Origin of the sequence: Streptomyces sp. CB02056 (assembly GCF_001905545.1) — a bacterium.
In the GTDB taxonomy this organism is placed as follows: Bacteria; Actinomycetota; Actinomycetes; order Streptomycetales; family Streptomycetaceae; genus Kitasatospora.
Map to the genome: position 1 here is coordinate 173796 of NZ_LIPD01000005.1, position 24582 is coordinate 198377.

Here is a 24582-nt window from a genome sequence, read left to right on the forward strand (position 1 = left end):
CGGCCCCCCTCACCGGCCGGTCACCCGGGCACCGGCGCGGCTACCACCAGTGCGGCGGCGGCCCCTGCGAGCCCGCCGGGTACTCGTCCAGCGGGACGAGCCCCCGCTCCCAGGCGGACAGCACCGGTTCGAGCACCCGCCAGGCCTCCTCGGCCTCGTCGCCGCGGATGGACAGCGCCGGATCGCCGTTCAGGACGTCCAGCAGCAGCCGCCCGTACGCGGGCAGGTCCTGCGGCTCCATCCGCGCGGTCAGCGAGAGCGGGACGAGCTCGTGGGCGTGGGCGCCGACGCCCGTCAGGTCCAGGGCCAGCCCCTCCGGCTCCAGCTCGAACCGCAGCACGTTGGGCCGGGCCTCCCCGCCGTGGCCCTCCCCGCCGGAGCCCTTCCCGCCGTGGCTCCTCCCGCCGTGGCCGAACGGCAGGTGGGGCACCGGGCGGAAGTGCACCGCGACCTCCTTGCGGTCCGCCCCCAGGGCCTTGCCGCTGCGCAGCCGGAACCGCGTCCCGGCCCACCGCCAGCTGTCCAGCTCCAGTTCCACCTCGGCGAAGGTCTCGGTGCCGCGCGCCGGGTCCACGCCCTCCTCCTCGGCGTACGCGGGGACGTCGCGGTCCCCGATCCGGCCCGGCAGGTAGCGGGCCCGCCGGGTGCGGTGCACCACGTCGTGCTCGGTCAGCGGCCGTACGGAGCGCAGCACGTCCACCTTCCGGTCGCGCAGGTCCCGTTCGCCGAGCGTGAGCGGCGGTTCCATGGCCACCAGGCAGAGCAGTTGCAGCAGGTGGTTCTGGACCATGTCCTTGAGCGCCCCGACCCGGTCGTAGTACCCGGCCCGGCCCTCCAGCGCCAGCGTCTCGTCCCAGGTGATGTCCACCTCGGCGATGTGGGTGCTGTTCCAGAGGGGTTCGAGCACCCGGTTGGCCAGCCGGCTGCCGAGGACGTTCTGGACGGTCGTCATGGCCAGGAAGTGGTCGACCCGGAACACCGCCCGCTCCGGCAGGAGTTCGGCGAGCAGCCGGTTCAACTCCCGCGCGCCGGCCAGGTCCTCGCCGAACGGCTTCTCCAGCACGATCCGGCTGCCCTCCGGCAGGCCCGCCGCGTGCAGGGCGGTGACCGCGGCGGGGAAGAGCTGCGGCGGGAGGGCCAGGTAGACGGCCACCGGCCCCTCCCCGGCGACGACCGCGGCCACGTCGGCGGGGTCGGTGACGTCGGCCCGCCGGTAGTCGAGGGCGGAGACCACCGCCTCCCCGGCCCCGGCCGGGAGGGCGCCGCCGTGCCGGTCGAGCCGCTCCGCGGCCCACGCCCGGTACCGCCCGGTGTCCCAGTCCTCCCGGCTCGCCCCGGTCACCCGGAGCGCGTCGCCGGTGTGCCCCGCCGCCCGCAGCGCGGCCAGCGCCGGCAGCAGGAAGCGGGCGCTGAGGTCCCCGGTCGCGCCGAGGATCGCGAGCCGGTCGATCATGCCCGTCCCCCCGCCCTCGCCCGGGCCAGGTTCACGCCGCTGGAGATGATCCCGATGTGGCTGAACGCCTGGGGGAAGTTGCCCATGAACTCTCCTGTGGACGGGTCGATCTGCTCGGACACCAGCCCCAGCGGGCTCGCCCGGGAGCACAGCGAGGCGTACAGCTCCCCGGCCTCGTCGGTCCGGCCCTGGCCGACCAGGTTGTCGACCAGCCAGAAGCTGCACAGCACGAAGGCGCCCTCGTCGCCCGGCAGCCCGTCCGGGGACTCCTCGTGCAGGTAGCGGTAGAGCAGCCCGCCGCCCGCCGACAGGCGCTCGGCGACGGCCGCGGCGGTCGCCACCATCCGCGGGTGGCCGGCCGGCACCACCCGGCGCAGCGGGAGCGCGAGCAGGCTCGCGTCCAGCGTGCCGCCGCCGTCCAGGTGGGCGCTGAGGGTCTTGGCTTCCTCGTCCCAGGACTGCTCCAGGACGAGCCGGCGCAGCTCCTCGGCCGAGGCGCGCCAGCGGTCCGGCCCGTCGGACCGGCCGAGCCGCTCGCCGATCCGGGCGGCCCGGTCCAGGGCCACCTGGCACAGGCCCGCCGAGTACGTGAACACCCGGCCCTCGCTGCGCACTTCCCAGATGCCCTGGTCCGGCTCCCGCCAGGCCTGCCGGGCGGCGTCGGCCAGCTCGGCCAGGCCGGCCCAGAGCGCGGGCTGGATCTCGCCGCCGGAGCGCAGCCACTGGTGGGCGCAGTCCAGGATCTCGCCGTAGACGTCGTGCTGGCGCTGGTCGGTCGCGCCGTTGCCCCAGCGCACCGGGGCCGAGCCCTGGTAGCCCTCCAGTTCGCCGTCCACGACCTCGTCCGGCACCGGGCCGCCGCGCAGGTCGTACATGATCCGGGGCCGCCGGCTGGTCTCGAAGGCGTCCAGGACCCAGCCGAGGAAGGCGTCGGCCTCGCCGCCGAAGCCGATCCGGCGCAGGGCGAACACGGCGAACGCCGCGTCGCGGATCCAGCTGTAGCGGTAGTCCCAGTTGCGGATCCCGCCGATCGGCGCGGGCAGCGAGGAGGTGGGGGCGGCGACCAGCGAGCCGTTGGCCCAGTCGTCGCAGAGCTTCAGCGTGATCGCGGCCCGCCGGACCAGGGGCTCCTGGGGACCGTCGTACGCGAAGTGCCCCATCCAGCGGCGCCAGGCCTCGGCGGTGGCCTTCAGCGTCGCGTCGGTGTCGAAGCGGTGGTGGCGGTGGAAGCGGCCCCAGGAGAGCACCAGGTCCAGGCGTTCGCCCTGCCGCAGTTCGTAAGTGCTGTGCAGACCGGTCAGCGGGCGGTTGGAGCGCAGGTGCAGCCGCAGGTCCGGGCGCCGGTGCGGGCGCACCTCCAGTCCGCTGAACAGGGCGCGGGCCTGCGCGCCGCCGCGCGGCTCCAGCTCCGCCCGCAGCCGGACCGTCCCGTCCAGCACCACGGCCGAGCGCACGAGTTCGCCCCGGTCGGCCGGCGCGTCGTCGGTGAGGTCGGCGCCGGAGCGCAGGGTCAGCGCGTCGGTGACGCGCACCAGGCCGGTGGGGCCGCGCAGTTCGGTGACCAGCACGCCGGTGTCCGGTTCGTAGCGCTGCCTGGCCTCCACCAGGCCCTCCGGGGCGAGGGTGAAGTGCCCGCCCCGGGCGTGGTCCAGCAGGCCGCAGAACAGCGGCTCGGAGTCGAAGCGGGGCAGGCACAGCCACGGGACGGCGCCGTCCAGGCCGACCAGCGCGGCCGTCGCGCCGTTGCCGATCAGGCCGAGGTCCTCCAGCGGCGGGTAGCCGTTCCGGCGGCGGACCGGCCGGAACGGTGGGTCGGGGTCGTACATGCCGCCTCGCTTCCGCAGCGCCAAGGGGGGTGGTCGAAGGGGCGTCGTCCCGGTGCGGACCGCCGGGCCGACGGCGACCCGGCCGCGCGGCCAACGGCTCCCACGTTCCCGGGGATCGGGCCGGTCCGCGATCCGGCCGCTCCGGCAGCGGTGCTTTCCAGTGAAAAAGCGCTCTCCGGCGAAAGAGCCCGGACCCCGCACCTGCTAGCGTTCGAGCCCGGACGGCGGACGGTGGACGACGGAGGTTTGCGGTGGCGGACAGCGGCGCGGAGCGGGCCTTCATCGGGTCGTTCACCTCGGAGGGCGGGCGCGGGATCGTCCTGGCATCGCTGGATCCGGACTCGGGGGCGCTGACCGCCACCGGTGTCGTCGAGGCCGTCGACCCGTCCTACCTCGCCCTCGGGCTCGCCGCCGGCGGCCCGGTGCTCTACGCCGTCTCCGAGACGAAGCCGGGCGCCGCCACCGCCCACGACCTCGCCGCCCCGGTGCCCCGCCCGCTCGGCGCCCCCGTCCCGGTGGACGGGGACCACCCCACCCACCTGAGCCTCAGCCGGGGCCACCTGCTGACGGCCAACTACGGCTCCGGCAGCGTCAGCGTGCTGCCGCTCGCCGACGACGGCACCCCGCGGCCCCCGGCCACCGTGCTGCGCCACCGGGGCAGCGGGCCGCACCCGGACCGCCAACGGGCCCCGCACGCCCACCAGGTGCTCCCCGACCCGTCGGGGCGCTGGGTGCTCGCCGTCGACCTCGGCACCGACGCGGTGCGGGTCCTCGCCCTGGACCCGGCGACGGGGGAACTCACCGTGCACGCGGAGACCGCGCTGCCGCCCGGCACCGGGCCGCGGCACCTCGCCTTCCACCCCTCCGGCCGGCACGCGTACGTGCTCGGCGAGCTGCGCCCCGTCGTGACGGTCTGCCGCTGGGACGCGGCGGCCGGGGCGCTCGAACCGGTCGCGGAGGTCCCGCTGTTCCCGGACGGCGTCGAGGGCCCGGTCTCGCCGTCGGCCCCGGTGGTCTCCCCCGACGGCCGGTTCCTGTGGGCGGCCGAGCGCGGCACCGACACCATCGTGGTGCTCGCCCTCGACGCGACGGGCGAGCGGGCGCACGTGGTCACCTCGGTGCCCTGCGGGGGCCGCTGGCCGCGCGACCTGGTGCTCGGCCCCACCGGCACCCGGCTGTACGCGGCGAACCAGCACTCCGGCGACGTCACCTGGTTCGACCTGGACGCCGCCACGGGCGTCCCCCGCCGGGCGGGCTCGCTGGCCGTCCCGGCGGCGTCCACCGTCCTGTTCGCCTGACGCGCGGGCCCCGGGCCGGGGAAGCGGCCCGGGGCCCGGTGCGGGCGCGGCGGGATCAGCCGTCGCTCTCCGGCGAGGGCAGGTAGGCGCCGGGCACGTCGTCCGGCGCGAGGATCGTGCTCTCCCCCGGGTACGGCGCGGTCCAGTTGTGCGTCTGGTACCAGACCAGGTGCTCCATCTGCGCCGGGTTGGCGTGGTCCGCCACGGCGTTCGGGCCGGTCAGCCGCTGGTGCGACTTCCAGGCCTCCCACCGGTCCACGACCGGCTGCTGCGCGGCCGGCGGCGCGGTCGTGACCGGCGCCGCCGCCCGGAGGTCCTGCTCCCCGGGGACGTCGAGGCCGCAGGAGGGCGGCGTCTTGAGGCCGTCGGTCAGCGAGGTGCGGTTGGGCACCGCGGTGAACGGCGTGTAGTCCGGCCGGTCGGTGAAGGCCCCGGTCATCGGGCTGGCCGCGCTGTCCTTCTGGTTCATCGGGTGGATGCCGAGGATCTGCTCGATGGTGCGGACCATCGTGATCTGCGAGTAGTAGCGGCTGTCCACGGCCCCGTGCTGCGCCCAGGGGCTGATGATCTGGATCGGGGCGCGGTGGCCGTCCACGTGGTCGAGGCCCGCCTGGGAGTCGTCCTCGACGACGAAGATCGCCGAGTCCTTCCAGTACGGGCTGTGGGTGATCTCGTCGACGATCCGCCCGGTCGCCAGGTCGTTGTCGGCGACCTGCGCGGCCGGGCTGGCCGGGCCGCCGGTGTGGTCGCTGGACAGCCAGAGCATGTTGAGGTTCGCCGGGCCGTTCCGCTCGAAGTCCTGCTTCCAGACCTGGTAGCGGTACAGGTCCGGCACGTCGGTGTCGAACCTCGGGAAGCCGGGCACCGAGACGCTGTTGAGCGAGGGGATCGGCGAGGAGGACTTGAGGGCGTAGGCGCTGCCCTGCCCGGTCGCGTCCATGGTCCTGGCGTCGCAGTACAGGTTCTGCCAGGTGGCGTCGGCGGGCTTGTCCAGGAACTGGTGGAACTCGCCGAAGTCGCGCACGGTCTTCCCCGCCGCCTGCGCGCCCGTCCACAGGAAGCCCGAGCGCTGGTGGCCCAGGGCGTCGTCCTCGGTGTCGTAGCTGCGCTCGTACTCGCCGGCCGAGGACTCGGTGTACTCCGGGTTGTCCGCCTGCATCAGCCAGTTGTGGCCCTCGGCGGAGTTGGTGCCGATGTCGTAGGTGTTGTCGTAGAGCCCGAACTGCTCGGCCAGGGCGTGCTGGTTGGGCGTCACGGCGGCGCCGAACTGGGCCAGCTTCGGGTCGCCGTCGCCCTCGGCGACGTCGCCGAAGACCTGGTCGTAGGTCCGGTTCTCCTTGACGATCAGGAAGACGTGCTTGATCGGCGACGGGTCGCCGATCCGCTTCGGCACCACCTCCTCCTTCGCCTTGTGGCCGTTCGCGAGCTTGACCGCGTTGTTCGTCCAGCCGTTCTGCTGGAACACCTTGGCGGTCTGCGCGCGGATCACCTTGTCGCTCGGCAGCGTGAACCGGGTGAGGCTGGAGGTGGTGTCGTGGGTCTTGTGGGCGCCGGTGCTGTTGGGCCGCCGGGCGTCGATGCCACGGGTGTTGGAGACGATCACCTCCGAGCCGACGGTGGCGACCTCCGCCGGGAAGTAGTCCGTGGGCAGCAGGCCGACATAGCTCACCGGCTCCTGCGCGCCGGCGAAGCGGTAGACGGCCACCGCGTTGGCCCGGCCGAGGGTGACCAGCAGCCGGCCGTCCTCCGTGAGCGTCACCGCGGTGGGCTCGTAGCCGACGGAGGCCTCCGGCCACGGCTTGGTGGAGACGGTCTGGACGACCTTGTCGTGCGCGGTGTCGATCACCGACACCTCGTCGCTCGCGGTGTCGGCGACGAACAGCACCCCGTTCTTCGAGTACAGCGCGGTCGGGTGCAGGCCGACGGCGATGGTGCCGACGGCGGCGGCCGGGTCGGCGAGGTCGATCACGCTGACCGTGCCGGTGGTGGTGGCGGCGGTCGCCGGGTCGGCCGGGACCTGGGTGCCGTAGGAGTTGATCGTGGTGTCCCCGGCGGTGGCCGTGCGCCCGCCCTCGTTCGAGACGTACAGCTTCCCGCCGACCCGGACGACGCCGCGCGGCGCGTTGCCGACCGTCCAGCTCCGCTGGACCGCGCCGGTCGCCGCGTCGATCGCGACCACCCGGTTCTGCCCGTTGACGGCGGCGTACACCGTCGAGCCGTCGGCGGAGAACACCGCCCCGGAGGCCAGCGCGTGCTTCTCGCCGTCCGCCGGGATCTTCACCGCCACCGGGGCGGCGAGGGTGCCGTCGGGCTGCACGGTGAACCGGGTGTAGCCGTCCAGCTGGCCCAGCCACAGCTGCTTGCCGTCCGGCGAGTAGACCGGGGACTCCTGGCCGACCGAGCCGTTGGGGATGCGCAGTTCGTCCGCCTTGTTGGTGCCGACGCGCTGCTTCACCTTGCCGGTCTTCAGGTCCACCACGACCAGCGCCGCGTCGCCGTCGGTGACGGCGGCGGCCAGGTGGGCGCCGTCCGGGCTGACCGTGGAGCCCATGATCTTGCCGTTGTCCAGGACCTGACGGCTGCCGTACGGGGCGAGGTACTGGTCGCTGGAGATCACCAGCCCGTTCTCGGTGGTCTGGCCGACCTGGTCCTCGTCGAACTGGTGGGTGCTCGCGAAGGCCGTGCCGGTGGCCACGGCCACCGCCGTGACACAGGCGGTGGCGAGTGCGGCCTTGCGGCCCACCCGGCGGCCGAGGAGGACCACGTGGGCGTTCCGGCTGCGTCGACGACGCGTTACCTGCATGGCGTCAGCCCTTCGTTGAGTTCGTCGTGCTGGTGGGGGAAGTAAGCAGTGCGACCTGGCCGTCGAACTGCCAGAGCGGGTTCGGCGCGTCCCCGGTCGGGGTGCGCACCAGGAAGTAGCCGTTCACTTCCTTCGGGCCGTCGCCGTCGGCCGTCAGCCGTCCGTCCGAGGCCACGTCGAGCTGGTAGACCGCCGTCCCGGGCGCGTCCGTGCCGGGCAGGTGCCAGGTGACCACGCAGCGCCAGTCGTTGCCCGGGCCCTCCGGCTCGACCTGGCCGTCGCCCCGCCGGCAGTCCGCGGTGGCCCGCAGGTCGGCCTCGGTCACGGCGGGGCGGTGCAGCTGCTCGGTCTGCAGCCGGTACAGGTGCGCGAACACGGTGGCGACCTCCTGCTGCACCTTCGCCTGCGTGATCCCCGAGCCGCTGGAGGGGGTGGCCACCGCGAGCGCGCCGGTGGTCAGCGCGAGCAGCCCGGCCAGCGGCAGCACCCCGGCGAGGAGCGTGCGGCGCCCCACCCCGTCCTCGCTGCCGGTGGTGAAGTCCCGCCGGACGAAGAGCAGGTAGGCCGCCGCGGTGGCAGCCGCGGCCCAGAGCAGGGCGACCGCGACGGCGATCAGCGGCTCGTCGAGCCGGCCCGGGTCGGCGAACAGCCCGTTCCAGGCGACGAAGGCGTACCCGGGCAGGGCGAGGCGCAGCGCCACCGGCAGCGGCAGCAGTTGGGCGAGCTGCATCGCGACCGCCGCCAGCGCGGGGACCAGCAGCCCCATCGGCGAGCGGCCCAGCAGGACGGAGCCGAGCAGTCCGAGCGCCGCCAGGGCCAGGGTCGGCGCCAGCGCGCACGCCCAGGCCAGCAGGACGCTCACGGCCGCGTCCGACGGCGCCAGCAGGTGACCGTCCACGCCGACCAGCGGCTCGTCGCCGACCGCCGCCAGCCCGCCGACGGTGCTCGACGCCGCCAGGCCGGCCGTCAGCAGCACGATCACGGTGGCGCCGGCCAGCGCCTTCGCCGCGAAGATCCGCCGCGGCGAGCGGACCGTCACCAGCAGGTGCCGCCAGGTCCCGAGCCGGTCCTCGGCGGCGAACACGTCGCCCGCGACCACCGAGGTCAGCAGGGGCAGCGCCCACGAACCGGCGAAGCCGAGGACCACCAGCGGCCCGGCCCAGCCCGTGGCGTGCATCCAGCGCCCGAACAGGGTGTCGGAGGGCAGCGTCCCCTGCTGGGCGACGGCGGCCGTGAACAGGCCCGGCGTACTCCAGCAGGCCAGCACCAGCAGCCTGATCCGCCACTGCGAGAGCAGCTTGACCAGCTCGAAGCGGTACACCCGGCCCACCGGCACCGGGCGCGCCCCGGGGGCGACCCCGGCGGCGGCCGCCGCGCGTCCGGCCGTGACCGTGCTCGTCCGCCCGCCCCGCTCGACGACTCCCTCGCCGCGCTCGCTCATCGTCCGTCCTCCTGTTGCTCGGTCAGGGCGAGGAACGCCGCCTCCAGGGGCGGCACCACCGGGGCGACCTCGCGCACCCGGACCTCCGCCCGCACCAGCGCCGCGACCAGTTCCTCGACGGCCGGGCCCGGCGCGCGCACCACCAGCGCCCCGGCCGCGCGTCCCGTCCCGGCCTTCGCCGCGACCCGCACCCCGGCGACCCGGGCGGCCACCCGCCGGGCGGCGGCCGGATCGGAGGTGAGCAGCCGGTGGTCGAGCGCGCGGTCGTCCGCGGCCAGCTCGCCGAGCGGACCGGAGAAGCGGACCCGTCCGGTCGCCAGGATGGTGACCTCGTCGCAGAGCGCCTCCAGGTCGTCCATCCGGTGGCTGGAGAGCACCACGGTCACGCCGTCGGCGGCGAGCCGGCGCAGCGCCCCGTGCACGTGCTGCTTGCCCGCCGGGTCCAGGCCGTTGGACGGCTCGTCGAGCACCAGCAGCCGGGGTTCGGTGAGCAGCGCCGCGGCCAGTCCGAGGCGCTGCCGCATGCCGAGCGAGAAGCCCCGCACCCGGTCGTCGGCTACGTCGCTGAGCCCGACCTCGGCCAGCACCTCGTCGATCCGGCGGGCCCGGCCGTCCTGCCCGCGCAGCGTCGCCAGCGCGGCCAGGTTCCGCCGTGCGGTCAGCGACGGGTAGAGCCCGGGCCCGTCCACGAAGCCGGCCACCCCGGGCGGCGCGGGCCGGGCCCGGCCGACCGGTCTGCCCAGCACCTCCAGGTCGCCCTCGTCGGCGGCGGCCAGTCCGAGCAGCAGCCCGAGCAGCGTGGTCTTCCCGGCGCCGTTCGGCCCGGCCAGTCCGTGGATCCGCCCGGGCGCGAGCTCCAGTCCGACGGCGTCGAGCGCGACGACGTCGCCGAAACACTTCGTCAGTGCCCGTGCGCGTACGGCAGGTTGGTTTTCCGTCATGGCTCCTTCTCGCGGTTCCCCAGGGAACCTAGGGGGTTGACCGGGCGCCGTCAGGTGCGCCCGGTTGAACTCCGGCGGAACAGCAGCGGCCCGCGCCGTGGCGGTCCTGCGAGCGTCCTGCGGGTGCACCGGGTGGAAACCTTCACATGAAAACGGATATCGTTTCGCTGGCCGGGCACGATCCGCCGGGCCCGCGCCGGACCGGTTGCGGAGCCTGGTGAACATGACAAACATGGGCGGAAGGCGAAGCCTCGAATGCGCACGGACACGGCGGGAGTCGGGATGCGAGTGGACGCCGCTCTGGCCGGGACCTGGGTGGACCGCTGGGAGCGCCAGCAGGAGCGGTACGCGGTGGAGCGCGAGGAGCGGTTCACCGTCATCGCCGACGTACTGGAACAGACCGTCGGCCACCGCGCGCGGCCGCTCGTCGCGGACCTCGGCAGCGGCCCCGGCTCGCTGTCGGCACGGGTCGCGGCCCGCCTGCCGCACGCCGAGATCATCGCGGTCGACATCGACCCGCTGCTGCTCGCCCTCGGCCGCGCCCGGCACCCCCGCGTCGCGCGCTGGGTCGAGACCCTGATCGGCCGCCCCGGCTGGATCGGGGACCTCGCCCTCGACCGCCCGCTGGACGCCGTGGTCTCCACCACCGCGCTGCACTACCCGCCGCCGGACGCCCTGCTCGGGATCTACCGCGACCTCGCCGGCGCGCTGCGGCCCGGCGGCGTCCTGGTCAACGGCGACCACCTCATCCCCGAGGAGCCGCCGCTCGCCGAACTCGCCCTCGCGATCGGCCGCCGCCGCGCCCAGCGCAAGGGCACCGGCGCCGCCGAGGACTGGTCCCAGTGGTGGGCCGCGGCCGGGCGGGTCCCCGAGTTCGCCGACCTGCTGACGGCCCGAGAGCGGCAGCTGCCCCCGACCGACGGCCCCGGCAACGGCCTGTCGGCCGCCCGGCACGGCGAACTGCTGCGGGAGGCCGGCTTCCGCCAGGCCGGACCGGTGTGGCAGTACGGCACCAGCTCCGTCCTGGTGGCCCTGCGCTGACCCCGCCCCAAGTGCCCATGCGGGAAGCCGGGTTCCGCATGGGCACAGTCTTTGCGAGGGCGTGACAGAAAGCGCCCTGTTGATCACCCAGGGAAACAGTTACCGTTTCCCTCGGTCGCCGACGTCCCTGCCGCGCACGCCTCACGCCGACTTCTCACGGAGAGCTGGTTTCGCATGCGGTCCTCACCGCTGTATCTCGAACCACGGTTGGAGCCCCCGCTCCGGTCCCTCCTGGCGGAACGCGACCTCCTGCACACCCTGACCGACGCGCTGGGCTCCCCCCTCAACCTGCTCCTGCCCGAGCAGATCGCGGACAACCTGGCACGCTTCCGGGCCGTCTACCGCAAGCACCGCCTCACCGGCCGGATCCACTTCGCCCACAAGGCGAACCGCTCCAGCGCCCTGGTCCGCCGGCTCGCCGCCACCGACGCCGGACTGGACGTCGCCTCGCTCGCCGAGCTCCAGCACGTGCTCGGGGCCGGCTGCCCGCCCGAGCGGATCATGGCGACCGGCCCGAAGAACCGCGAGTACCTCTGGCTGGCGGCCCGCACCGGCGCCACCGTCCACCTGGACTCCCGCGCCGAACTCGACGCCCTGGCCGGCCTGGTGCGCGCGCACGCCCTGCCCCCGGTGCCCGTCATGCCGCGGCTGTCGGGCTTCCGGGCGCCGGGCACCACGGTGCTCACCCGGCCGAGCCGGTTCGGCACCGACGTCGCCGAACTCGACGGCCTGCTCGACGCGCTGGAGCGCCACCGGGACGCCGTCGAGACGACCGGGGTCGCCTACCACCTGGACACCACCGGCGTGCCGGAGAAGGCCGTCGCCCTGGAGACCTGCGTCACCGTGCTGAACGAGTGCCGGCGCCGGGGCCTGAACCCCCGCACCATCGACATCGGCGGCGGGTTCGGCGTCAGCTACCTGGCGGACGCCGCCCAGTGGGAGCGGTACACCAGCGAGCTGACCGACGCCGTCCTCGGCCAGCGCCCCGCCCTCACCTGGCAGGGCCACGGCTACGGGCTGCGCGCCGAGTCCGGCCGGCTGCGCGGCGCCCTCGGCCTCTACCCGGCGCACCGCCCGGTGGCCGCCGAGGCCTACCTGGACGAGCTGCTCTCGACCCCGGCGCCCACGCTCGGCCGGCCGCTCGGCACGCTGCTGCTGGAGAACCTCTACGACCTGGCGGTGGAGCCCGGCCGGGCGCTGGCCGACCAGTGCGGGGCGACGCTCGCCCGCGTCCTGGAGGTCCGGCAGACCCCGGCCGGCGAGCGCCTGGTGCGGCTGGAGATGAACGCCCGGGACGTGGGCCTGGAGGAGCACGGGGTGCTGATGGACCCGCTGCTGGTCCCCCGCCCCGGCTCCCCGGCCGCGCCGGACGGCTCGGAGGGCCCGGACTCGCCGGACGGCCCGGTCGGGGTGTACCTGATCGGCAACCTCTGCCTGGAGACCGACCTGATCACCCGCCGGACGGTCTTCCTGCCCCGCCTCCCCGCCCCCGGCGACCTGCTCGCCTTCGCCAACACCGCGGGCTACCTGATGGACTTCAGCGCCGGCTCGGCGCTGCGCCAGCCCGTCGCGCGCAAGGTCGCCGCGTACCGGCAGGACGGCGCCTGGCGGTGGCGCCTGGACGAGCAGTACTGGCCCGTCGACGTGACGGCGGGCGCGGAACACCGGGGGGACGGACACGCATGAGGTACGACAGCATCACCGACGCCATAGGCAACACCCCGCTGGTCCGGATCGACCCGGCGGTCACCGGCCTGCGGCACATCGACCTGTACGCCAAGCTGGAACTGCTCAACCCCTTCGGCTCGGTCAAGGACCGCGCCGCCTGGAACATGACCCGCGAGGCGATCCCCGGCGCCGTCGAGCGCGGCGACACCGTCGTGGAACTGTCGAGCGGCAACACCGCCAAGGCGCTCGCGCTCATCGCCGGCCTGCACGGACTGCCGTTCAAGAGCGTCACCAACCGGATGCGGGTCCCCGAGATCAAGGACCTGCTCCTGCTGCTCGGCGCGGAGATCGAGGAGCTGCCCGGCCGCACCGAGTGCCTCGACCCGACCGACACCGACGACCCGCTCACCCGCATCCACCGGATGCTCTCCGAGGCGGAGTCCGGCTACCTGCACACCGACCAGTACTACAGCCGGCTCAACCTCGACGCCCACCTCACCGGCACCGGCCCCGAGATCGTCCGGGACCTCGACGGCCGCGCCCCGGACCACTTCATCGCCTGCGTCGGCACCGCCGGCTCCTCCACCGGCGTGGCGGCCGTGCTGCGCGCCCACGACCCGGCCGTCGACGTGCTCGGACTGGTCGCCCACAAGTCCGACTTCATCCCGGGCATCCGCACCATCGACGAGGTGCACGAGGTCGGGCTGTTCGACCCCGCCACCTACGACACCATCGCGACGGTGACCGCCGACCAGGCCATCGACGGCATGCTCACCCTGGTGCGCCGCTGCGGCCTGCCGGCCGGCCCGACCGGCGGCGGCGCCTTCTTCGGCGCTCTGCGCCACCTCCGCTCCGTGGACGAGGAGTTGACGCAGCGGGGCTCGGGCGAGCGGCGCACCGCCGTGTTCATCGTCTGCGACCGGGTGGAGAGCTACCTGAGCTACATCCGCAAACGGCGGCCCGAGCTGTTCAACCAGCCCGCCCGGCCGAACACGGTGGCCACCGTGACACCGGCCGAACTGGCCGCCGCCCGGGTCGTCGAGGTCGACGCCGCCCGGAAGTGGATCGCCGAGGAGCGGCCGCTGGTGGTCGACCTGCGCGGACCGGCCGCGTACGCGGCGCTGCACATCGAGGGCTCGGTCAACATCGTCGACGAGCTGTTCGACGAACTCCTGCACGGCGGCCTGCCGTTCGGCACCCGGCAGCCGGTGCTGCTGGCCTGCCCGGTCGGCGAGAAGTCGGCCGTCTACGCGGCGCTGCTCACCCGGATGGGACACCGGGACGCGCGCAGCCTGGCCGGCGGCGTCATCGCCTGGCGCGACGCGGGCGCGCCGCTGGTCCGGGACTGAGCGGGGCCGGCCATGACCACCCCCGACGAAACCCTCGGCGAACTCCACGACTGGCACCGCGCGTTGCGGGACCAGTTCCCCATCGTCACCGGCCACCCCGACCAGGCGTACCTGGACAGCGCGGCCACCTCGCAGAAGCCCCGGGCGGTGCTCGACACCGTCCAGCGCTACCTGACCACCGCCAACGCCAACGCCGGCCGCGGCACCTACACCTGGGCCAACGCCACCACCGCGCTGGTCGACCGCACCCGCACCCGGGTCGCCCGCTTCCTCGGCGACCCGGCCCCCCGGCAGCGCTCCGGCGTCCACTTCGTCAGCGGCGCGACCGAGGGGCTGCGCGCGGTGGCCCGGGACTGGCTCCCCCACCACCTGCGGGACGGCGACGAGATCATCGTGCCCTTCGCCGACCACGAGGCCAACGCGCTGCCCTGGCTGGAGGCCCGGCAGCTGCTGGCCGACCGGGGCGTGCGCGTCGCCGTACGCGAACTGCCGTACGACCCCGCCTCGCAGGACTACGACCACCGGGCGCTGACCCGGCTCGTCACCGAACGCACGGCGTTCGTCGCCGCCACCCACGTGCACCACGTGTACGGCGCCGACATGAACGTCCACCGCATCCGGGCCGCGGTCGGGCCCGAGGTGCCGATCTGCCTGGACGCCGCGCAGAGCGTCGGCCACCTGCCGGTGGACGTCGGCACCCTGGACGTCGACTTCGTGGTCTTCTCCGGGCACAAGGCGCTGGCCCTGCCCGGCACCGGCGCGGTGTGGGCCCGCAACACCCGGGGCCCGGCCTTCACCCCCGGCGGCTGGGCCGGCACACCCAACACCGCCGGGATCGCCAGCCTGGAGGCCGCCCTGGACTGGCTCGACGCCGCCGGGCCGGACCGCATCCGGCGGTGGAACAGCGCGCTGGCCGCCCGGCTCACCGACGGGCTGCGGACCCTGGCCCCGTACGAGGTCCTCGGCTGCCAGCGGAGCCTGGCCGCCGACTCCGAGGTCCAGCGGCGCGAGGGCATCGTCACCTTCCGGCACCGCGGCATCGGCTCCAACGACCTGGGCTTCATCCTCGCCAGCCACGGCCTGATGGTGCGCGCCGACGGCCACTGCCAGGCGCGGGCCGGCGAGAGCGAGAGCTCGGTGCGGGTCAGCCTGCACGTCTACAACTCCCCGGAGGAGGTCGACCTGCTGCTCTCCGTGCTGCGCGGGCTGTAGCGACCCGCGCGCCGCGCCGGGCCGTCACATCCGCTGGAGGTTGCGCACCAGGCCGGTCATCTTCGGCGACGGGGCGACGTTCAACTCCCGCTGGAGGAACGAGCGGTAGTGCTGGTAGGAGCGCAGCGCACTGGCCAGGTTCCCCTCGGCGAGGTGCACCTCGACCACGATCCGGTGGGCCGTCTCCCGGACGGGGTCGATGGCGATCGCCGCCAGCGCGGTCTGGAGCGCCGACAAGTAGCGCTCCGCGTCGCAGAGTTGGTGGGCCAGGCCCTCCAGGGCGTACAGCCGCAGCTGGTCCCAGCGCTCGCGCTCCAGGGTCAGCCACTCCTCCTCCCAGCCCGGCAGCAGCTCGGCGGCGAGGTCGTCCACGATGGCGTCGCAGCTGACCGGCAACCGGTCCAGCCCGGCCACGACCTGGCGCGCCGAGCGGCGCGCGTACCGCAGGTCCACCCGGACCGCCGGCGCGAGGCGCAGCCACTGCCCCGGGCTCTCCACCGGGATCGCCCGCCCGCGCAGCCTCGCGTGGTAGAGGGCGGTGCGCAGGTTCGCGGCCGCGCGGCGCTGGGTGCAGTCCGGCCAGAGCCGTTCGGCGACCGCGCCGCGCGGCACACCGCCGTCGTGCAGGGCGAGGAAGGCCAGCAGGTGCTGCGCACTCACCGGGAGGGCGATGCGGTGTCCCTCACCGGTGGCCTCGAAACCCCGCAGCAGTTCGATGCGCGGACCGTCCCACAACACACCCCCACTCTGTCGCGTCACGCCGTCACCCGCACCCGTTCGGGCGAGCCACGGTTGCGGCCCCGGCCCGTCACGGTCGTGTCCGTCCGGCCCCGGATCACCGTCGCGCCCGCGTCGCAGGGACGTTGCGGCGGCGTCACGCTGACGCCGCCCGGGCGTCGCGGCCACCGTCGCCGACCGTCACGGCCGCGCCCCGCCGCCGGCCGTCCGACACTCCAATGGGCCGCCACCGAACGGGTGTTGAAGGGGCCGCCGGTTCACCGCGGGCACCCGCTCCGGTCCGCGGCCCGGACGGCGGTCACCGTGCGTACCGCCACCGGCCGGTAGCGGGCGGGACGGCCGCACCGGTTCCGGCACGCGGACGCGACGCGCCCGCGACGCCGCCCGCCCGCCGTTCGCGACGGCCCCCGGCACACGCCCGCGACGGTCGGCCCGTTGACTGGCACCACCTGCAGCGGGGCCTTCGCAGCAGAGCGACCGGCGACCACCTCCCAGCGCGGTGCGAACCGTCCGGCCGCGGCGTACACACCGCCCGGCGGGGCGCACCCGGTGCCCCCGCCCGACACGGGAAAGGCGATGCCGCATGAAGGCCAGATCGGTCCTGGGCGACGTCCGCGCCCCCGAGGGCGAACTCCTCGGCGACCCGGCGGTATGCATCGCCGTCCTGGACGGCCCCGTCGACCTCTCGCACCCCTGCTTCGAGGGCGCGGACCTCACCCGGCTGGACACGCTCGTCTCCGAACCGGCCGGCACCGGGCCGATGTCGCTGCACGGTACCCACGTCGCGAGCCTGCTCTTCGGCGGGCCCGACAGCCCGCTGCCCGGGATCGCCCCGCACTGCCGCGGGCTGATCCTGCCGGTCTTCACGGACGCGGGCGCGGGCCGGGTGCCCCAGCTCGACCTGGCCCGGGCCGTCGAACGCGCCGTGCAGGAGGGGGCGCAGATCATCAACATCAGCGGTGGCGACCCCGGCGGGGACGCCCAGCCGGACCCCATGCTGGAACGGGCGCTGCGGCTGTGCGACCAGAGCGGGGTCCTGGTGGTCGCGGCCGTCGGCAACGACGGCTGCGACTGCGCCCAGGTGCCGGCCGCCGTCCCGACGGTGCTCGCCGTCGGCGCGGCCGGGCCGGACGGCGAGCCGCTCGACATCAGCAACTGGGGCTCCGCGTACGCCGCCCACGGCGTCCTCGCCCCCGGCAGCGACATCGAGGGCGCTGCCCCGGGCGGCGGGACCGCGGCCCTGACCGGCAGCAGCTTCGCCACCCCGCTGGTCTCCGGGGTCGCCGCCCTGCTGGTCGCCGCGCGGCTCCGGGCCGGCCTCCCGCCCGACCCCCGGGCGGCCGGCCAGGCCCTGCTGCGGGGCGCGCGCTCCGCACCCTGCGCACCCGCCGAGGCACCGGAGTGCCGACGGCGGCTGACCGGCCACCTGGACGCGGCCCGGGCGTACGAGCTGATCACCCGAGGAGACCTGACGGAAGATCCGGCCCGAGCCGGGAACACGGCGGACGGCGCCCGCCGCACCACCCTCTCCCCCGAGGTCGGGGTCGCCACGGCCGGCGCACCCGCACTGCTCGGGACCTCCCCTTACGACTCGCACGAGGGAGCCAGCACCATGGACACCCAGAGCGTTCCCGCCGCCACCGCAGAGTCCGCGCAGGCCGCCCCGGTCGCGCAGGCGCCCGCCGCGGCCCAGGCCGTCCCGGCCGCACAGAGCGCACCGTACGAAGCCGTCACCCCGGCCGGAGCCCCCGCCGGGGTGACGGGCGCCATCGCCGTCCCGCCGCCAGTACCCCCGCCCGCGCCCGCCCCGGCCGCGCCCGCGCCGCCCACCGGCGCGACGGCGCTCGGCCAGGCCCCGGCGGCCCCCTGCGCGTGCCAGGGCGGCGGGCCCTCGGGGGCCGGGCTGCCGGGGGCCGTACCGTCGGGGTCCGTACCGTCGGGCGGCGCACCGTCGGGCGGCGCACCGTCGGGTGGCGGCGTCCGGCCCTCCTGCGCCTCCACCAACAACCGCCCGCTGGTGTACGCGATCGGCCAGGTCGGCGTGGACTTCCTGACCGAGGCCCGCCGGGACAGCTTCCGCCAGCTGATGGACCCTGTCGAACAGGCGGTCGCGGGCCAGACCGGCGTGACGAAGGAACTGCCCGCCAACCCCTACGACGCCGAGCAGTTGCACCGGTACCTGACCGCCAACCCGTGGGCCTCCGACAAGGTCACGTGGACGCTGAACCTGGACAGCACGCCGCTCTACGCGATGGAGGCCGAGCCCGCGGCCGGCATGGACTGGACCAGCAACCCGCTGGTGCAGCTCGGGTCCAAGGACGACGTGGAGGCGATCGTCAACGACCGGTCCAAGCTCGCCGACGCCCTGCTGGCACTCGCCGCGCCCGCTCCGCCGGTGTCCACGGTCTACCGGTCGTTCCGGGACGCGTACCTCGGCCAGTACAAGTACTCCCAGGACGAGGACGGCTACATCTCCCGGATCTCGATACCCGGTCGGCTGACCGACCGGACCGTCCGGCTGTTCTCCGGACAGATCGTGCCCGTCGTCGAGGTCAAGAGCCGCGGCATCTACATCTGGTACCAGAAGCAGCTGGTGGACGCCGTGGTGCAGGCCGTCCTGGACCAGGCCGAGCACGAGTCGCTGACGATCGACAAGGACTACGTCCGCAAGACCATGGACGCCTTCCTCGACAAGGTCTACTACCAGTTCCGCAACCTCGGGCAGACCTCCGCCGACCGGGCGCTGAACTCCGCCGGGACGAACGCCTTCTCGGTCGCCGGGCCGATCAGCAAGGCCATGCTGCTGGGCCAGAGCATCCCCAGCACGGTGACGCAGCCCGGCAGCCCGGTCTCCCTCTACTGCATCGACACCATCTCCGTCGAGAAGAGCCCGTACTGCCGCATGGGATCGGACTGCCAGGACGTGAAGGTGACCTTCTTCGACCCCGAGGACGACCGGCACGCGCGGGTCAGCATGCTGTTCACGATCGACGTCAGCGACGAGTTCCCCGTCACCCTGGCGCCGGCCCACCAGTTCCTCGAGTCCTGAGCACCCGCCACCGACGGTGCCCCCGCCGACGGGACGCCCCCACGCCACCCTCCAGGAGGAGGCGGACCATGAAAACCCCCGCAGCACCCCCCAGGCCCACCCCCAGGCTGCCGGTCCTCGCCGCACCGGTCCGCCGGGACGGCCGGGACGAAGCCGGCCGGCCGGCCGAGGGCCCGGGTGTCACACCGGCCCGGTCGACCTGTGCCGAACTCACGGGCCCGGCCCGGAGCATGTGCTACGCCGCCCTCTGACGGCCCGCCCCGACGGGCCCGACGAACGTCGGAGTGCAACCAGCACGACGAGAAGGGATGAGGAGAAATGACCAAGGAAGAATTCCGTGAGGAGCAGCGGACGTGGTCCCCCACTCCGCAGATCCCGAAGCTGGCCCCGCCGGTGGACCGCACCCGCCGCACCGGCGGCGCCCTGGGCGACACCCCTGGCGTCGAAGCCGACATCGACTGGGCCAAGCTCGCAGGCGGCGTCCTGAGTTCGATCCCGAACTTCTTCTGACGAGGTACCCCGCGTGATGAGGCACCCGCGCCGGCGACGGGCCCCGAACGGTCCGCCGCCGGCCACCCCGCCCGGTGACACCGCCACGCACGGCGGGCCACCGGAGCACCGGACAGGAGAGACAGGACCATGTACGAGCAGCCGCCGCCCCAGGTGCCACCGATCGACCGCACAGTCGGGTACGACCCCTATCTGAGCGTGTACAGGAGAACCGTCGATGTCGGCGGAGGCCTGCACTCGACCATGTCGGCCACCCATGTGATCGTCGGATTCACCGGCCACTCGACACCGACCGGCGCCGTGGCCGACACCGACGAGGCGGGCGCGGACCCCACCGGGACCGCGATCATACTGATCATGGACGGCCCCGGGGGACTCTACGGCCCCAGCTTCGCGGACCCGGCCCCCTGGGTCTGCGGCGGTGCCCCCACCCCCGGCTGCGTGCCGCCACCGCCCCCCGTCATCGGAGGCCTGTACTGACCCTCACCCGCCGTCCCGGCACACACGAAGGGAAGAACGACCATGACCATGGAAGACGTGCGCGAGGAGCGCCGGGCGTGGTCCCCCACCCCGCAGCTCCCAAGACTGGCCCCGCCGGTCGACCGCACCCGCCGCTGCGGCGGCGCCCTGGGCGACGCCTCCGGCGTCGAGGCCGACAGCTTCTGGGACATCGTCAAGACGGTGGCCCCGATCGCCGCCAGCGTGCTGCTCTGACGGGGCCCACCCACGGACAGCGCGTCCGTACCGTGCCGGCGGCGGGGCCGATCCGCCCCGCCGCCGGCACACCACTGCCCCGGTGGTCAGCGCAGGCCGGCGAAGAGGTCGTTCTCCGGGAGGGCCGCGCCGGTGGTGTCCCTGACCCGGACGAAGGTCTCCACGCCCATCAGCTCGGTGAACCGCTCCTTGCCCATCCGCAGGAAGAAGATGTTGTCCCCCTGGCTGGCGTGCGCGGCCAGGGCGTCGAACTTCTTGCCGCCGAAGGCGGTGGTGTCCACCCAGGTGCTGATCTCCTCGTCCGGCAGGCCGATCTCGGGCAGCTCGGCAGCCTCCACCGGCTCCACCGGCTCCGACTGCTCCCCGTCGGGGCCGGACTCCCGCATGACCTCCCCGAACCGCCGCACCGCCGAGTGCGGCACCGTCGTCCAGTAGACCTTCGGCGACAGGTCGACCAGTTCCAGCGCCGCCACCGTGATGCGGTGGGCCTGGATGTGGTCGGGGTGGCCGTAGAACCCGTTCTCGTCGTAGGTGACGACCACGTCGGGCTGGTAGTGCCGCATCAGTTCGGCGAGCCGGGCGGCACCGTCCGCCACCGGCGTGTTCCAGAACGAGCCGGGCGCGTCGTTGCTCTCCCAGCCCATCATCCCGGAGTCGGCGTACTCCAGCAGCTCCAGGTGGCCGACCTCCAACACTTCGCAGCTGGCCTCCAGTTCCTTCCTGCGCATCGCGGCGACGGCCGCCGGGTCGTGCCCGTCCTCGCCGGGCTTGACCCCTCCCGGGCCGTCGCCGCACCTGCCGTCCGTGCACGTCACGAGCACCGTGCGGATGCCCTCCGCCGCGTACCGGGCCAGCACACCCCCGGTCCCGCTCGCCTCGTCGTCGGGGTGGGCGTGCACTGCCATCAGCGTCAAAGGCCGGTCAGCCATGAAAATCCATCCTCCGGTGTGAAAAATACTCGCCCCAGTCTGCGTCACGGAGACCGGCGGCCGCTCCCGATATCCCGCCCGGGGCGCCGGCCCGGCCCAGCCGCCGGGGTGACGGGCAGGCCCCGGCACCCGACCAGGGCGGCGGACCCGTCCGTCCCAACTGCGCGGTGTGGTGGCGATGTTCCCGGGCGGAACTCCGCCGTCCGGCACTGCCGGCCCACCGACACCGGATCGAGACCGACCGTTTCGCGTATACCGGGCCCACCGCCGCCGCCGGTTCCCTACGCTGTGGCCGATTCACTCCGTCCGGCCGCCACGGCACGGGACTTCGAGGGGGAGCCATGGAACTCGACGCGTTCATGGAGCTGGCCGGCCCGCCGATCGGCGCCGCGCTCGCCGCGTACGGCGACTCGGTGCTGACCCGGGCCGAGGACGCGGCCGCGAGCGCCACCGTGGGCCTGGGCACCCGCATCCTCCAGCGGGTGTGGCGCCGGCGCGACGAGCGGCAGCGCGAGGCGCTGGAGTCGGACGTCGCCGACGCGGTGCAGGACTGCGCGAACCCGGACGCCCAGGCGGCGCTGCGGCAGGCCGTTCGGCGCACGCTGCGCCAGGATCCCGAACTGCTGGCGGAGCTGGCCGCCGCGCTGCCGCGGCCGGAGCCCTCCTCGGTCACCGTCGTGGTGTCGGGCCAGGGCTCCATCGTCAACACCGGTACCAACGAGGGCACGATGAGCACCAGGACGGTCGTCCACGGGGACGGCGCCCGGTGACGTCGTCCGTCCACCACTTCCACGGTGCCGGGCAGATCTCCAACATCAACAGCAGCAACGACGGTGTGATGGTCACCCAGACCACCACCGTCGTGCTGCCCGCCGAGGCGCTGCGCTCGGCGGCCGACACCCCGGCCGGCGGGCTGGTCCACCTGCTCCGGCCGAACGCCCGCTTCACCGGCCGCCAACGGGAACTGGCCGCGCTGCGCGAGGCGTTGACCGCCGAACGGCCCGGGCCCGGTGCGGCGGCGGTGGTCGTGCACGGCCTGGGCGGGGTCGGCAAGAGCACCCTGGCACTCCAGTACGCCCAGAGCTTCCGCACGGCGTACGACCTGGTCTGGTGGATCGACGCCTCCTCCCCGGGCGGCGTCGAGGAGGCCCTGACCGGGATCGCCCGGCGGCTGAGCCCCGCCTGGGCCGGGACCGCGCGGCCGCCGGAGCTGGCGGCCTGGGCACTGGCCTGGCTCCAACACCACACCGGCTGGCTGCTGGTGTACGACGACGTCGAGGACCCGGCACTGCTCGAACCGTTCCTGGGCAGCCTCACCCGCGGGCACCACCTGGTCACCACCCGGCTCGCCGACGACTGGGACACTCTCGGCGCCGCCTCCGACGGCGCGCTGCTCGCCCTCGACGTGCTCCCCCACGAGCAGGCGACCGAGCTGCTGTGGTCCTGGGTCGCCGAGTGGGACGGATCCGACGGGTCGCACTGGAAGGCCGGGCAGCTGGCCCGTGAACTCGGCGGCCTGCCGCTCGCCCTGGAGCAGGCGGGCGCCTACCTGCGCCGGACCCGCACCACCGTCGCCGGCTACCGCCGCCGGCTCGGGCTCCGACCGTCCGGCGCCCCGACCCGCCGCGACCCGCAGCGCACCGTCGCCCGGGTCTGGCAGGTCACCCTGGCGGCCGTCGCCGGGGACGACCCGGTCGCGGCCGACGTGCTGCACGCCCTGGCCTGGCTCGACGCCGACGGCTGCCCGCGCGACCTGGTGTCCCGGCTCGCCCCGGACGAGCTCGCGGCCGACGACGCACTCGGCGTCCTGCACGCCTACAGCATGATCGGCTACGCCTGGCGCGACGTCCGGGTGCACCGCCTGGTCCAGGGCGCGCTGCGGGCGGAAGCCCTCGCCGCCCGCCCTCCGGGCGGCGCTCCCCGGGGCCGGCGCGAGGCCGAACGGGCCGTGCTGGCGGCCGTCCACCCGGCCGGGAGGGAGCAGGAGCGCGACACCGCCGAGCTGACCCGCCTGGCCGGCCAGGTCCGCGCCCTGGCCGCCACCGACCCGGGGGACGACAGCGACCCGGCGGTGTTCACCCTCTACGCCGCCACCGCCCTGCTCCTGGAGGCCGAGGGGCAGAGCGTCCGGGCGCTGCCCCTGTACGAGGCGTACGACGCCCAGATCAGGCACGGCTTCGGGCCCGACCACGAGTTCGCGCTGGTGGCGGGCTCCGCCCTGGCCCGGGTGCACCTCGCGACCGGCCGCCCCGAGCAGGCCCTCGGCCTGCTCGAACCGCTCCTGGAGCGGAGCCTGCGGGTGCACGGCCCCGGGCACCTGACCACCCTCAACCTCCGGAGCAGCCTCGCCGACGCCCACCAGGCCTGCGGGCGGGCCGAGCGGGCCGTCGAGGAGTACGAGCGGGCCGCCGCCGACAGCCGGGACGCCCTCGGCCCGGACCACCCCAGGACCTTCAGCCTGCTCAGCGACCTGGCTGGCGCCCACGGGTCCCTCGGCCGGGCCGACCAGGCCATCGCGATCTACGAAGGCCTGCTCGGCCGGGAGGCCGCGGTCACCGGCGACGAGCACCTGCCCCCGGGCATGCTCCGGATCAACGCCCTGCGGCTGCGGAACAACCTGGCCGGGGCGTACGAGAACGTGGGGCGGTACCGCCGGGCGGTCGCGCTCTACCAGGAGGCGCTGGCCGGTCTGGAGGAGCTCTGCGGCCCCGAGCACCCCGACACCCTCAGCTGCCTGAGCAACCTCGGCTACGCCCACGAGTCGGCGGGCGACCTGGAACCGGCCGGGCGGATCTACCGGGACGTCCTGGCGCGGCGTGCGGCCGCTCTCGGCGAGGAGCACCCGGACACCCTGCTCAGCCGCAGCAACCTCGCCTACCTCTGCCTGACCACCGGTGACGTCGGGACCGGCCTCGACCTCTGCCGGACGGTCCTGGCCCAGCGCACCGGCGTGCTCGGCCCGCAGAGCCCCGACACCCTGGTCAGCCTCAGCATGCTGGCCTCCGCCCACGCCGCGGCCGGGGAGCCGGAACTGGCGCTCCCCCTGTTCGAACAGACCCTCCGGCTGCGCCTGGAGGTGCTCGGCCCGGACCACCCCGACACGCTGCGCAGCCGCGGCAACCTCGCGGCCGTCCACCACCGGCTGGGCGACCACCGCCGGGCCGTGCTCCGGTTCGAGGAGGTGCTGGCCGCCCAGGAGCGCCTGCTCGGCCCGGAGAGCCGCGACACCGTGCTCAGCCGGAACAACCTCGCGTCGGCCTGCCGGGCGGCCGGCGACCTGGAGCGGGCCCGGTCGCTGATCACCACCGTGCTGGAGCAGCGCACCCGGCTGCTGGGCCCGGACCATCCGGACACCCTCGGCAGCCGCGCCACGCTGGCCCGGGTGGACGAGGCCTCCGGCGACCTGGACCGGGCCGTCGAGGGGTACCGGGCCGCTCTCGCCGGGCTGACCGGGGCGGTCGGCCCGGACCATCCCACCGCGGCCCTGGTGGCGGACCTCCTGGCCGCCGCCCTGCGGACCCGCGACGCCCCGGGAACACGGCCGTAGGGTCCCCGCCCGGCCGACGGGCCGGGGCGCGACGGTTCTCCTACGATCGAGGCGACAACGGAC

General features: G+C 74.8%; 18 protein-coding genes. 11 read left to right on the top strand and 7 right to left on the bottom strand.

Annotated elements, in window-relative coordinates:
• Positions 1 to 40: 40 nt before the first annotated feature.
• Both AMK13_RS15880 and AMK13_RS15885 read right to left on the bottom strand, forming a co-directional pair.
• Positions 41 to 1453 carry a glucose-6-phosphate dehydrogenase gene (locus tag AMK13_RS15880; RefSeq protein WP_074002752.1) on the bottom strand — a complete coding sequence of 471 codons (1413 nt, stop codon included), beginning with the start codon at positions 1451 to 1453 and terminating at the stop codon, positions 41 to 43.
• On the bottom strand, positions 1450 to 3279 hold the full coding sequence (locus AMK13_RS15885; protein ID WP_074002753.1) for a glycoside hydrolase family 15 protein: 1830 nt from the start codon (positions 3277 to 3279) through the stop codon (positions 1450 to 1452). Before AMK13_RS15885 ends, AMK13_RS15880 begins: the two co-directional genes overlap by 4 nt.
• 251 nt (positions 3280 to 3530) lie before the next feature.
• Here AMK13_RS15885 and AMK13_RS15890 point away from each other — a divergent pair, with 251 nt between their 5' ends.
• The gene (locus tag AMK13_RS15890; RefSeq protein ID WP_074002754.1) at positions 3531 to 4577 is read left to right on the top strand and encodes a lactonase family protein; all 1047 of its coding nucleotides are present in this window, start codon (positions 3531 to 3533) and stop codon (positions 4575 to 4577) included.
• A 55-nt stretch (positions 4578 to 4632) separates the two neighbouring features.
• Here the strand turns inward: AMK13_RS15890 and AMK13_RS15895 are convergent, their stop codons facing one another.
• The 3 genes from AMK13_RS15895 to AMK13_RS15905 are packed head-to-tail and all read right to left on the bottom strand — an operon-like array spanning position 4633 to position 9762.
• Complete coding sequence (locus AMK13_RS15895) at positions 4633 to 7380, bottom strand: alkaline phosphatase family protein (RefSeq protein ID WP_074002755.1); 2748 nt, start codon at positions 7378 to 7380, stop codon at positions 4633 to 4635.
• Between the two features lie 4 nt (positions 7381 to 7384).
• Positions 7385 to 8821: an ABC transporter permease gene (locus AMK13_RS15900; RefSeq protein WP_074002756.1), complete on the bottom strand. Its 1437-nt coding sequence runs from the start codon at positions 8819 to 8821 to the stop codon at positions 7385 to 7387.
• A complete protein-coding gene (locus AMK13_RS15905; RefSeq protein ID WP_074002757.1) occupies positions 8818 to 9762 on the bottom strand; it encodes an ABC transporter ATP-binding protein in 945 nt (314 codons plus the stop codon). The genes AMK13_RS15900 and AMK13_RS15905 overlap by 4 nt, the downstream gene beginning before the upstream one ends.
• A gap of 282 nt (positions 9763 to 10044) precedes the next feature.
• On the opposite strand from AMK13_RS15905, the gene AMK13_RS15910 reads away from it, so the two are divergent.
• The 4 genes from AMK13_RS15910 (at position 10045) to AMK13_RS15925 (ending at position 15032) form a co-directional block, all read left to right on the top strand.
• Complete coding sequence (locus AMK13_RS15910) at positions 10045 to 10803, top strand: class I SAM-dependent methyltransferase (RefSeq protein ID WP_049656014.1); 759 nt, start codon at positions 10045 to 10047, stop codon at positions 10801 to 10803.
• 174 nt (positions 10804 to 10977) lie between these two features.
• The gene (locus AMK13_RS15915; RefSeq protein WP_074002758.1) at positions 10978 to 12489 is read left to right on the top strand and encodes a Y4yA family PLP-dependent enzyme; all 1512 of its coding nucleotides are present in this window, start codon (positions 10978 to 10980) and stop codon (positions 12487 to 12489) included.
• Positions 12486 to 13820: a pyridoxal-phosphate dependent enzyme gene (locus AMK13_RS15920; RefSeq protein ID WP_049656011.1), complete on the top strand. Its 1335-nt coding sequence runs from the start codon at positions 12486 to 12488 to the stop codon at positions 13818 to 13820. Before AMK13_RS15915 ends, AMK13_RS15920 begins: the two co-directional genes overlap by 4 nt.
• 12 nt (positions 13821 to 13832) lie before the next feature.
• Positions 13833 to 15032 carry an aminotransferase class V-fold PLP-dependent enzyme gene (locus AMK13_RS15925; RefSeq protein WP_074002759.1) on the top strand — a complete coding sequence of 400 codons (1200 nt, stop codon included), beginning with the start codon at positions 13833 to 13835 and terminating at the stop codon, positions 15030 to 15032.
• A 24-nt stretch (positions 15033 to 15056) separates the two neighbouring features.
• Here the strand turns inward: AMK13_RS15925 and AMK13_RS15930 are convergent, their stop codons facing one another.
• Positions 15057 to 15791 (bottom strand): AfsR/SARP family transcriptional regulator, encoded by a 735-nt coding sequence (locus AMK13_RS15930; RefSeq protein ID WP_143204549.1) that lies wholly within the window; start codon positions 15789 to 15791, stop codon positions 15057 to 15059.
• 562 nt (positions 15792 to 16353) lie between these two features.
• Here AMK13_RS15930 and AMK13_RS15935 point away from each other — a divergent pair.
• From AMK13_RS15935 to AMK13_RS15950, 4 genes are all read left to right on the top strand, one after another.
• On the top strand, positions 16354 to 18819 hold the full coding sequence (locus AMK13_RS15935) for a S8 family serine peptidase (RefSeq protein ID WP_074002761.1): 2466 nt from the start codon (positions 16354 to 16356) through the stop codon (positions 18817 to 18819).
• A 318-nt stretch (positions 18820 to 19137) separates the two neighbouring features.
• On the top strand, positions 19138 to 19329 hold the full coding sequence (locus AMK13_RS15940; protein ID WP_074002762.1) for a hypothetical protein: 192 nt from the start codon (positions 19138 to 19140) through the stop codon (positions 19327 to 19329).
• Positions 19330 to 19458: 129 nt separating this feature from the next.
• Positions 19459 to 19809 (top strand): hypothetical protein, encoded by a 351-nt coding sequence (locus AMK13_RS15945; protein ID WP_074002763.1) that lies wholly within the window; start codon positions 19459 to 19461, stop codon positions 19807 to 19809.
• 42 nt (positions 19810 to 19851) lie between these two features.
• A complete protein-coding gene (locus AMK13_RS15950) occupies positions 19852 to 20043 on the top strand; it encodes a hypothetical protein (protein ID WP_074002764.1) in 192 nt (63 codons plus the stop codon).
• Between the two features lie 86 nt (positions 20044 to 20129).
• Here the strand turns inward: AMK13_RS15950 and AMK13_RS15955 are convergent, their stop codons facing one another.
• Positions 20130 to 20972 carry a PIG-L family deacetylase gene (locus tag AMK13_RS15955; RefSeq protein WP_074002765.1) on the bottom strand — a complete coding sequence of 281 codons (843 nt, stop codon included), beginning with the start codon at positions 20970 to 20972 and terminating at the stop codon, positions 20130 to 20132.
• Between the two features lie 341 nt (positions 20973 to 21313).
• On the opposite strand from AMK13_RS15955, the gene AMK13_RS41850 reads away from it, so the two are divergent.
• Together AMK13_RS41850 and AMK13_RS15965 are read left to right on the top strand one after the other, a co-directional pair.
• Entirely contained in the window at positions 21314 to 21742 is a 429-nt protein-coding gene (locus AMK13_RS41850; protein WP_074002766.1) for a hypothetical protein, read from the top strand.
• Positions 21739 to 24519 (top strand): tetratricopeptide repeat protein, encoded by a 2781-nt coding sequence (locus AMK13_RS15965; RefSeq protein ID WP_074002767.1) that lies wholly within the window; start codon positions 21739 to 21741, stop codon positions 24517 to 24519. Before AMK13_RS41850 ends, AMK13_RS15965 begins: the two co-directional genes overlap by 4 nt.
• Positions 24520 to 24582 lie beyond the last annotated feature (63 nt).

What these genes read in the sequence shown, in the direction of transcription:
- AMK13_RS15955 (WP_074002765.1), bottom strand. Translation starts at nt 20,972, where the DNA reads ATGGCTGACCGGCCTTTGACGCTGATGGCAGTGCACGCCCACCCCGAC.
- AMK13_RS15910 (WP_049656014.1), top strand. Translation starts at nt 10,045, where the DNA reads ATGCGAGTGGACGCCGCTCTGGCCGGGACCTGGGTGGACCGCTGGGAG.
- AMK13_RS15920 (WP_049656011.1), top strand. Translation starts at nt 12,486, where the DNA reads ATGAGGTACGACAGCATCACCGACGCCATAGGCAACACCCCGCTGGTC.
- AMK13_RS15945 (WP_074002763.1), top strand. Translation starts at nt 19,459, where the DNA reads ATGTACGAGCAGCCGCCGCCCCAGGTGCCACCGATCGACCGCACAGTC.
- AMK13_RS15905 (WP_074002757.1), bottom strand. Translation starts at nt 9,762, where the DNA reads ATGACGGAAAACCAACCTGCCGTACGCGCACGGGCACTGACGAAGTGT.
- AMK13_RS41850 (WP_074002766.1), top strand. Translation starts at nt 21,314, where the DNA reads ATGGAACTCGACGCGTTCATGGAGCTGGCCGGCCCGCCGATCGGCGCC.
- AMK13_RS15880 (WP_074002752.1), bottom strand. Translation starts at nt 1,453, where the DNA reads ATGATCGACCGGCTCGCGATCCTCGGCGCGACCGGGGACCTCAGCGCC.
- AMK13_RS15940 (WP_074002762.1), top strand. Translation starts at nt 19,138, where the DNA reads ATGACCAAGGAAGAATTCCGTGAGGAGCAGCGGACGTGGTCCCCCACT.
- AMK13_RS15895 (WP_074002755.1), bottom strand. Translation starts at nt 7,380, where the DNA reads ATGCAGGTAACGCGTCGTCGACGCAGCCGGAACGCCCACGTGGTCCTC.
- AMK13_RS15925 (WP_074002759.1), top strand. Translation starts at nt 13,833, where the DNA reads ATGACCACCCCCGACGAAACCCTCGGCGAACTCCACGACTGGCACCGC.
- AMK13_RS15900 (WP_074002756.1), bottom strand. Translation starts at nt 8,821, where the DNA reads ATGAGCGAGCGCGGCGAGGGAGTCGTCGAGCGGGGCGGGCGGACGAGC.
- AMK13_RS15935 (WP_074002761.1), top strand. Translation starts at nt 16,354, where the DNA reads ATGAAGGCCAGATCGGTCCTGGGCGACGTCCGCGCCCCCGAGGGCGAA.
- AMK13_RS15915 (WP_074002758.1), top strand. Translation starts at nt 10,978, where the DNA reads ATGCGGTCCTCACCGCTGTATCTCGAACCACGGTTGGAGCCCCCGCTC.
- AMK13_RS15885 (WP_074002753.1), bottom strand. Translation starts at nt 3,279, where the DNA reads ATGTACGACCCCGACCCACCGTTCCGGCCGGTCCGCCGCCGGAACGGC.
- AMK13_RS15950 (WP_074002764.1), top strand. Translation starts at nt 19,852, where the DNA reads ATGACCATGGAAGACGTGCGCGAGGAGCGCCGGGCGTGGTCCCCCACC.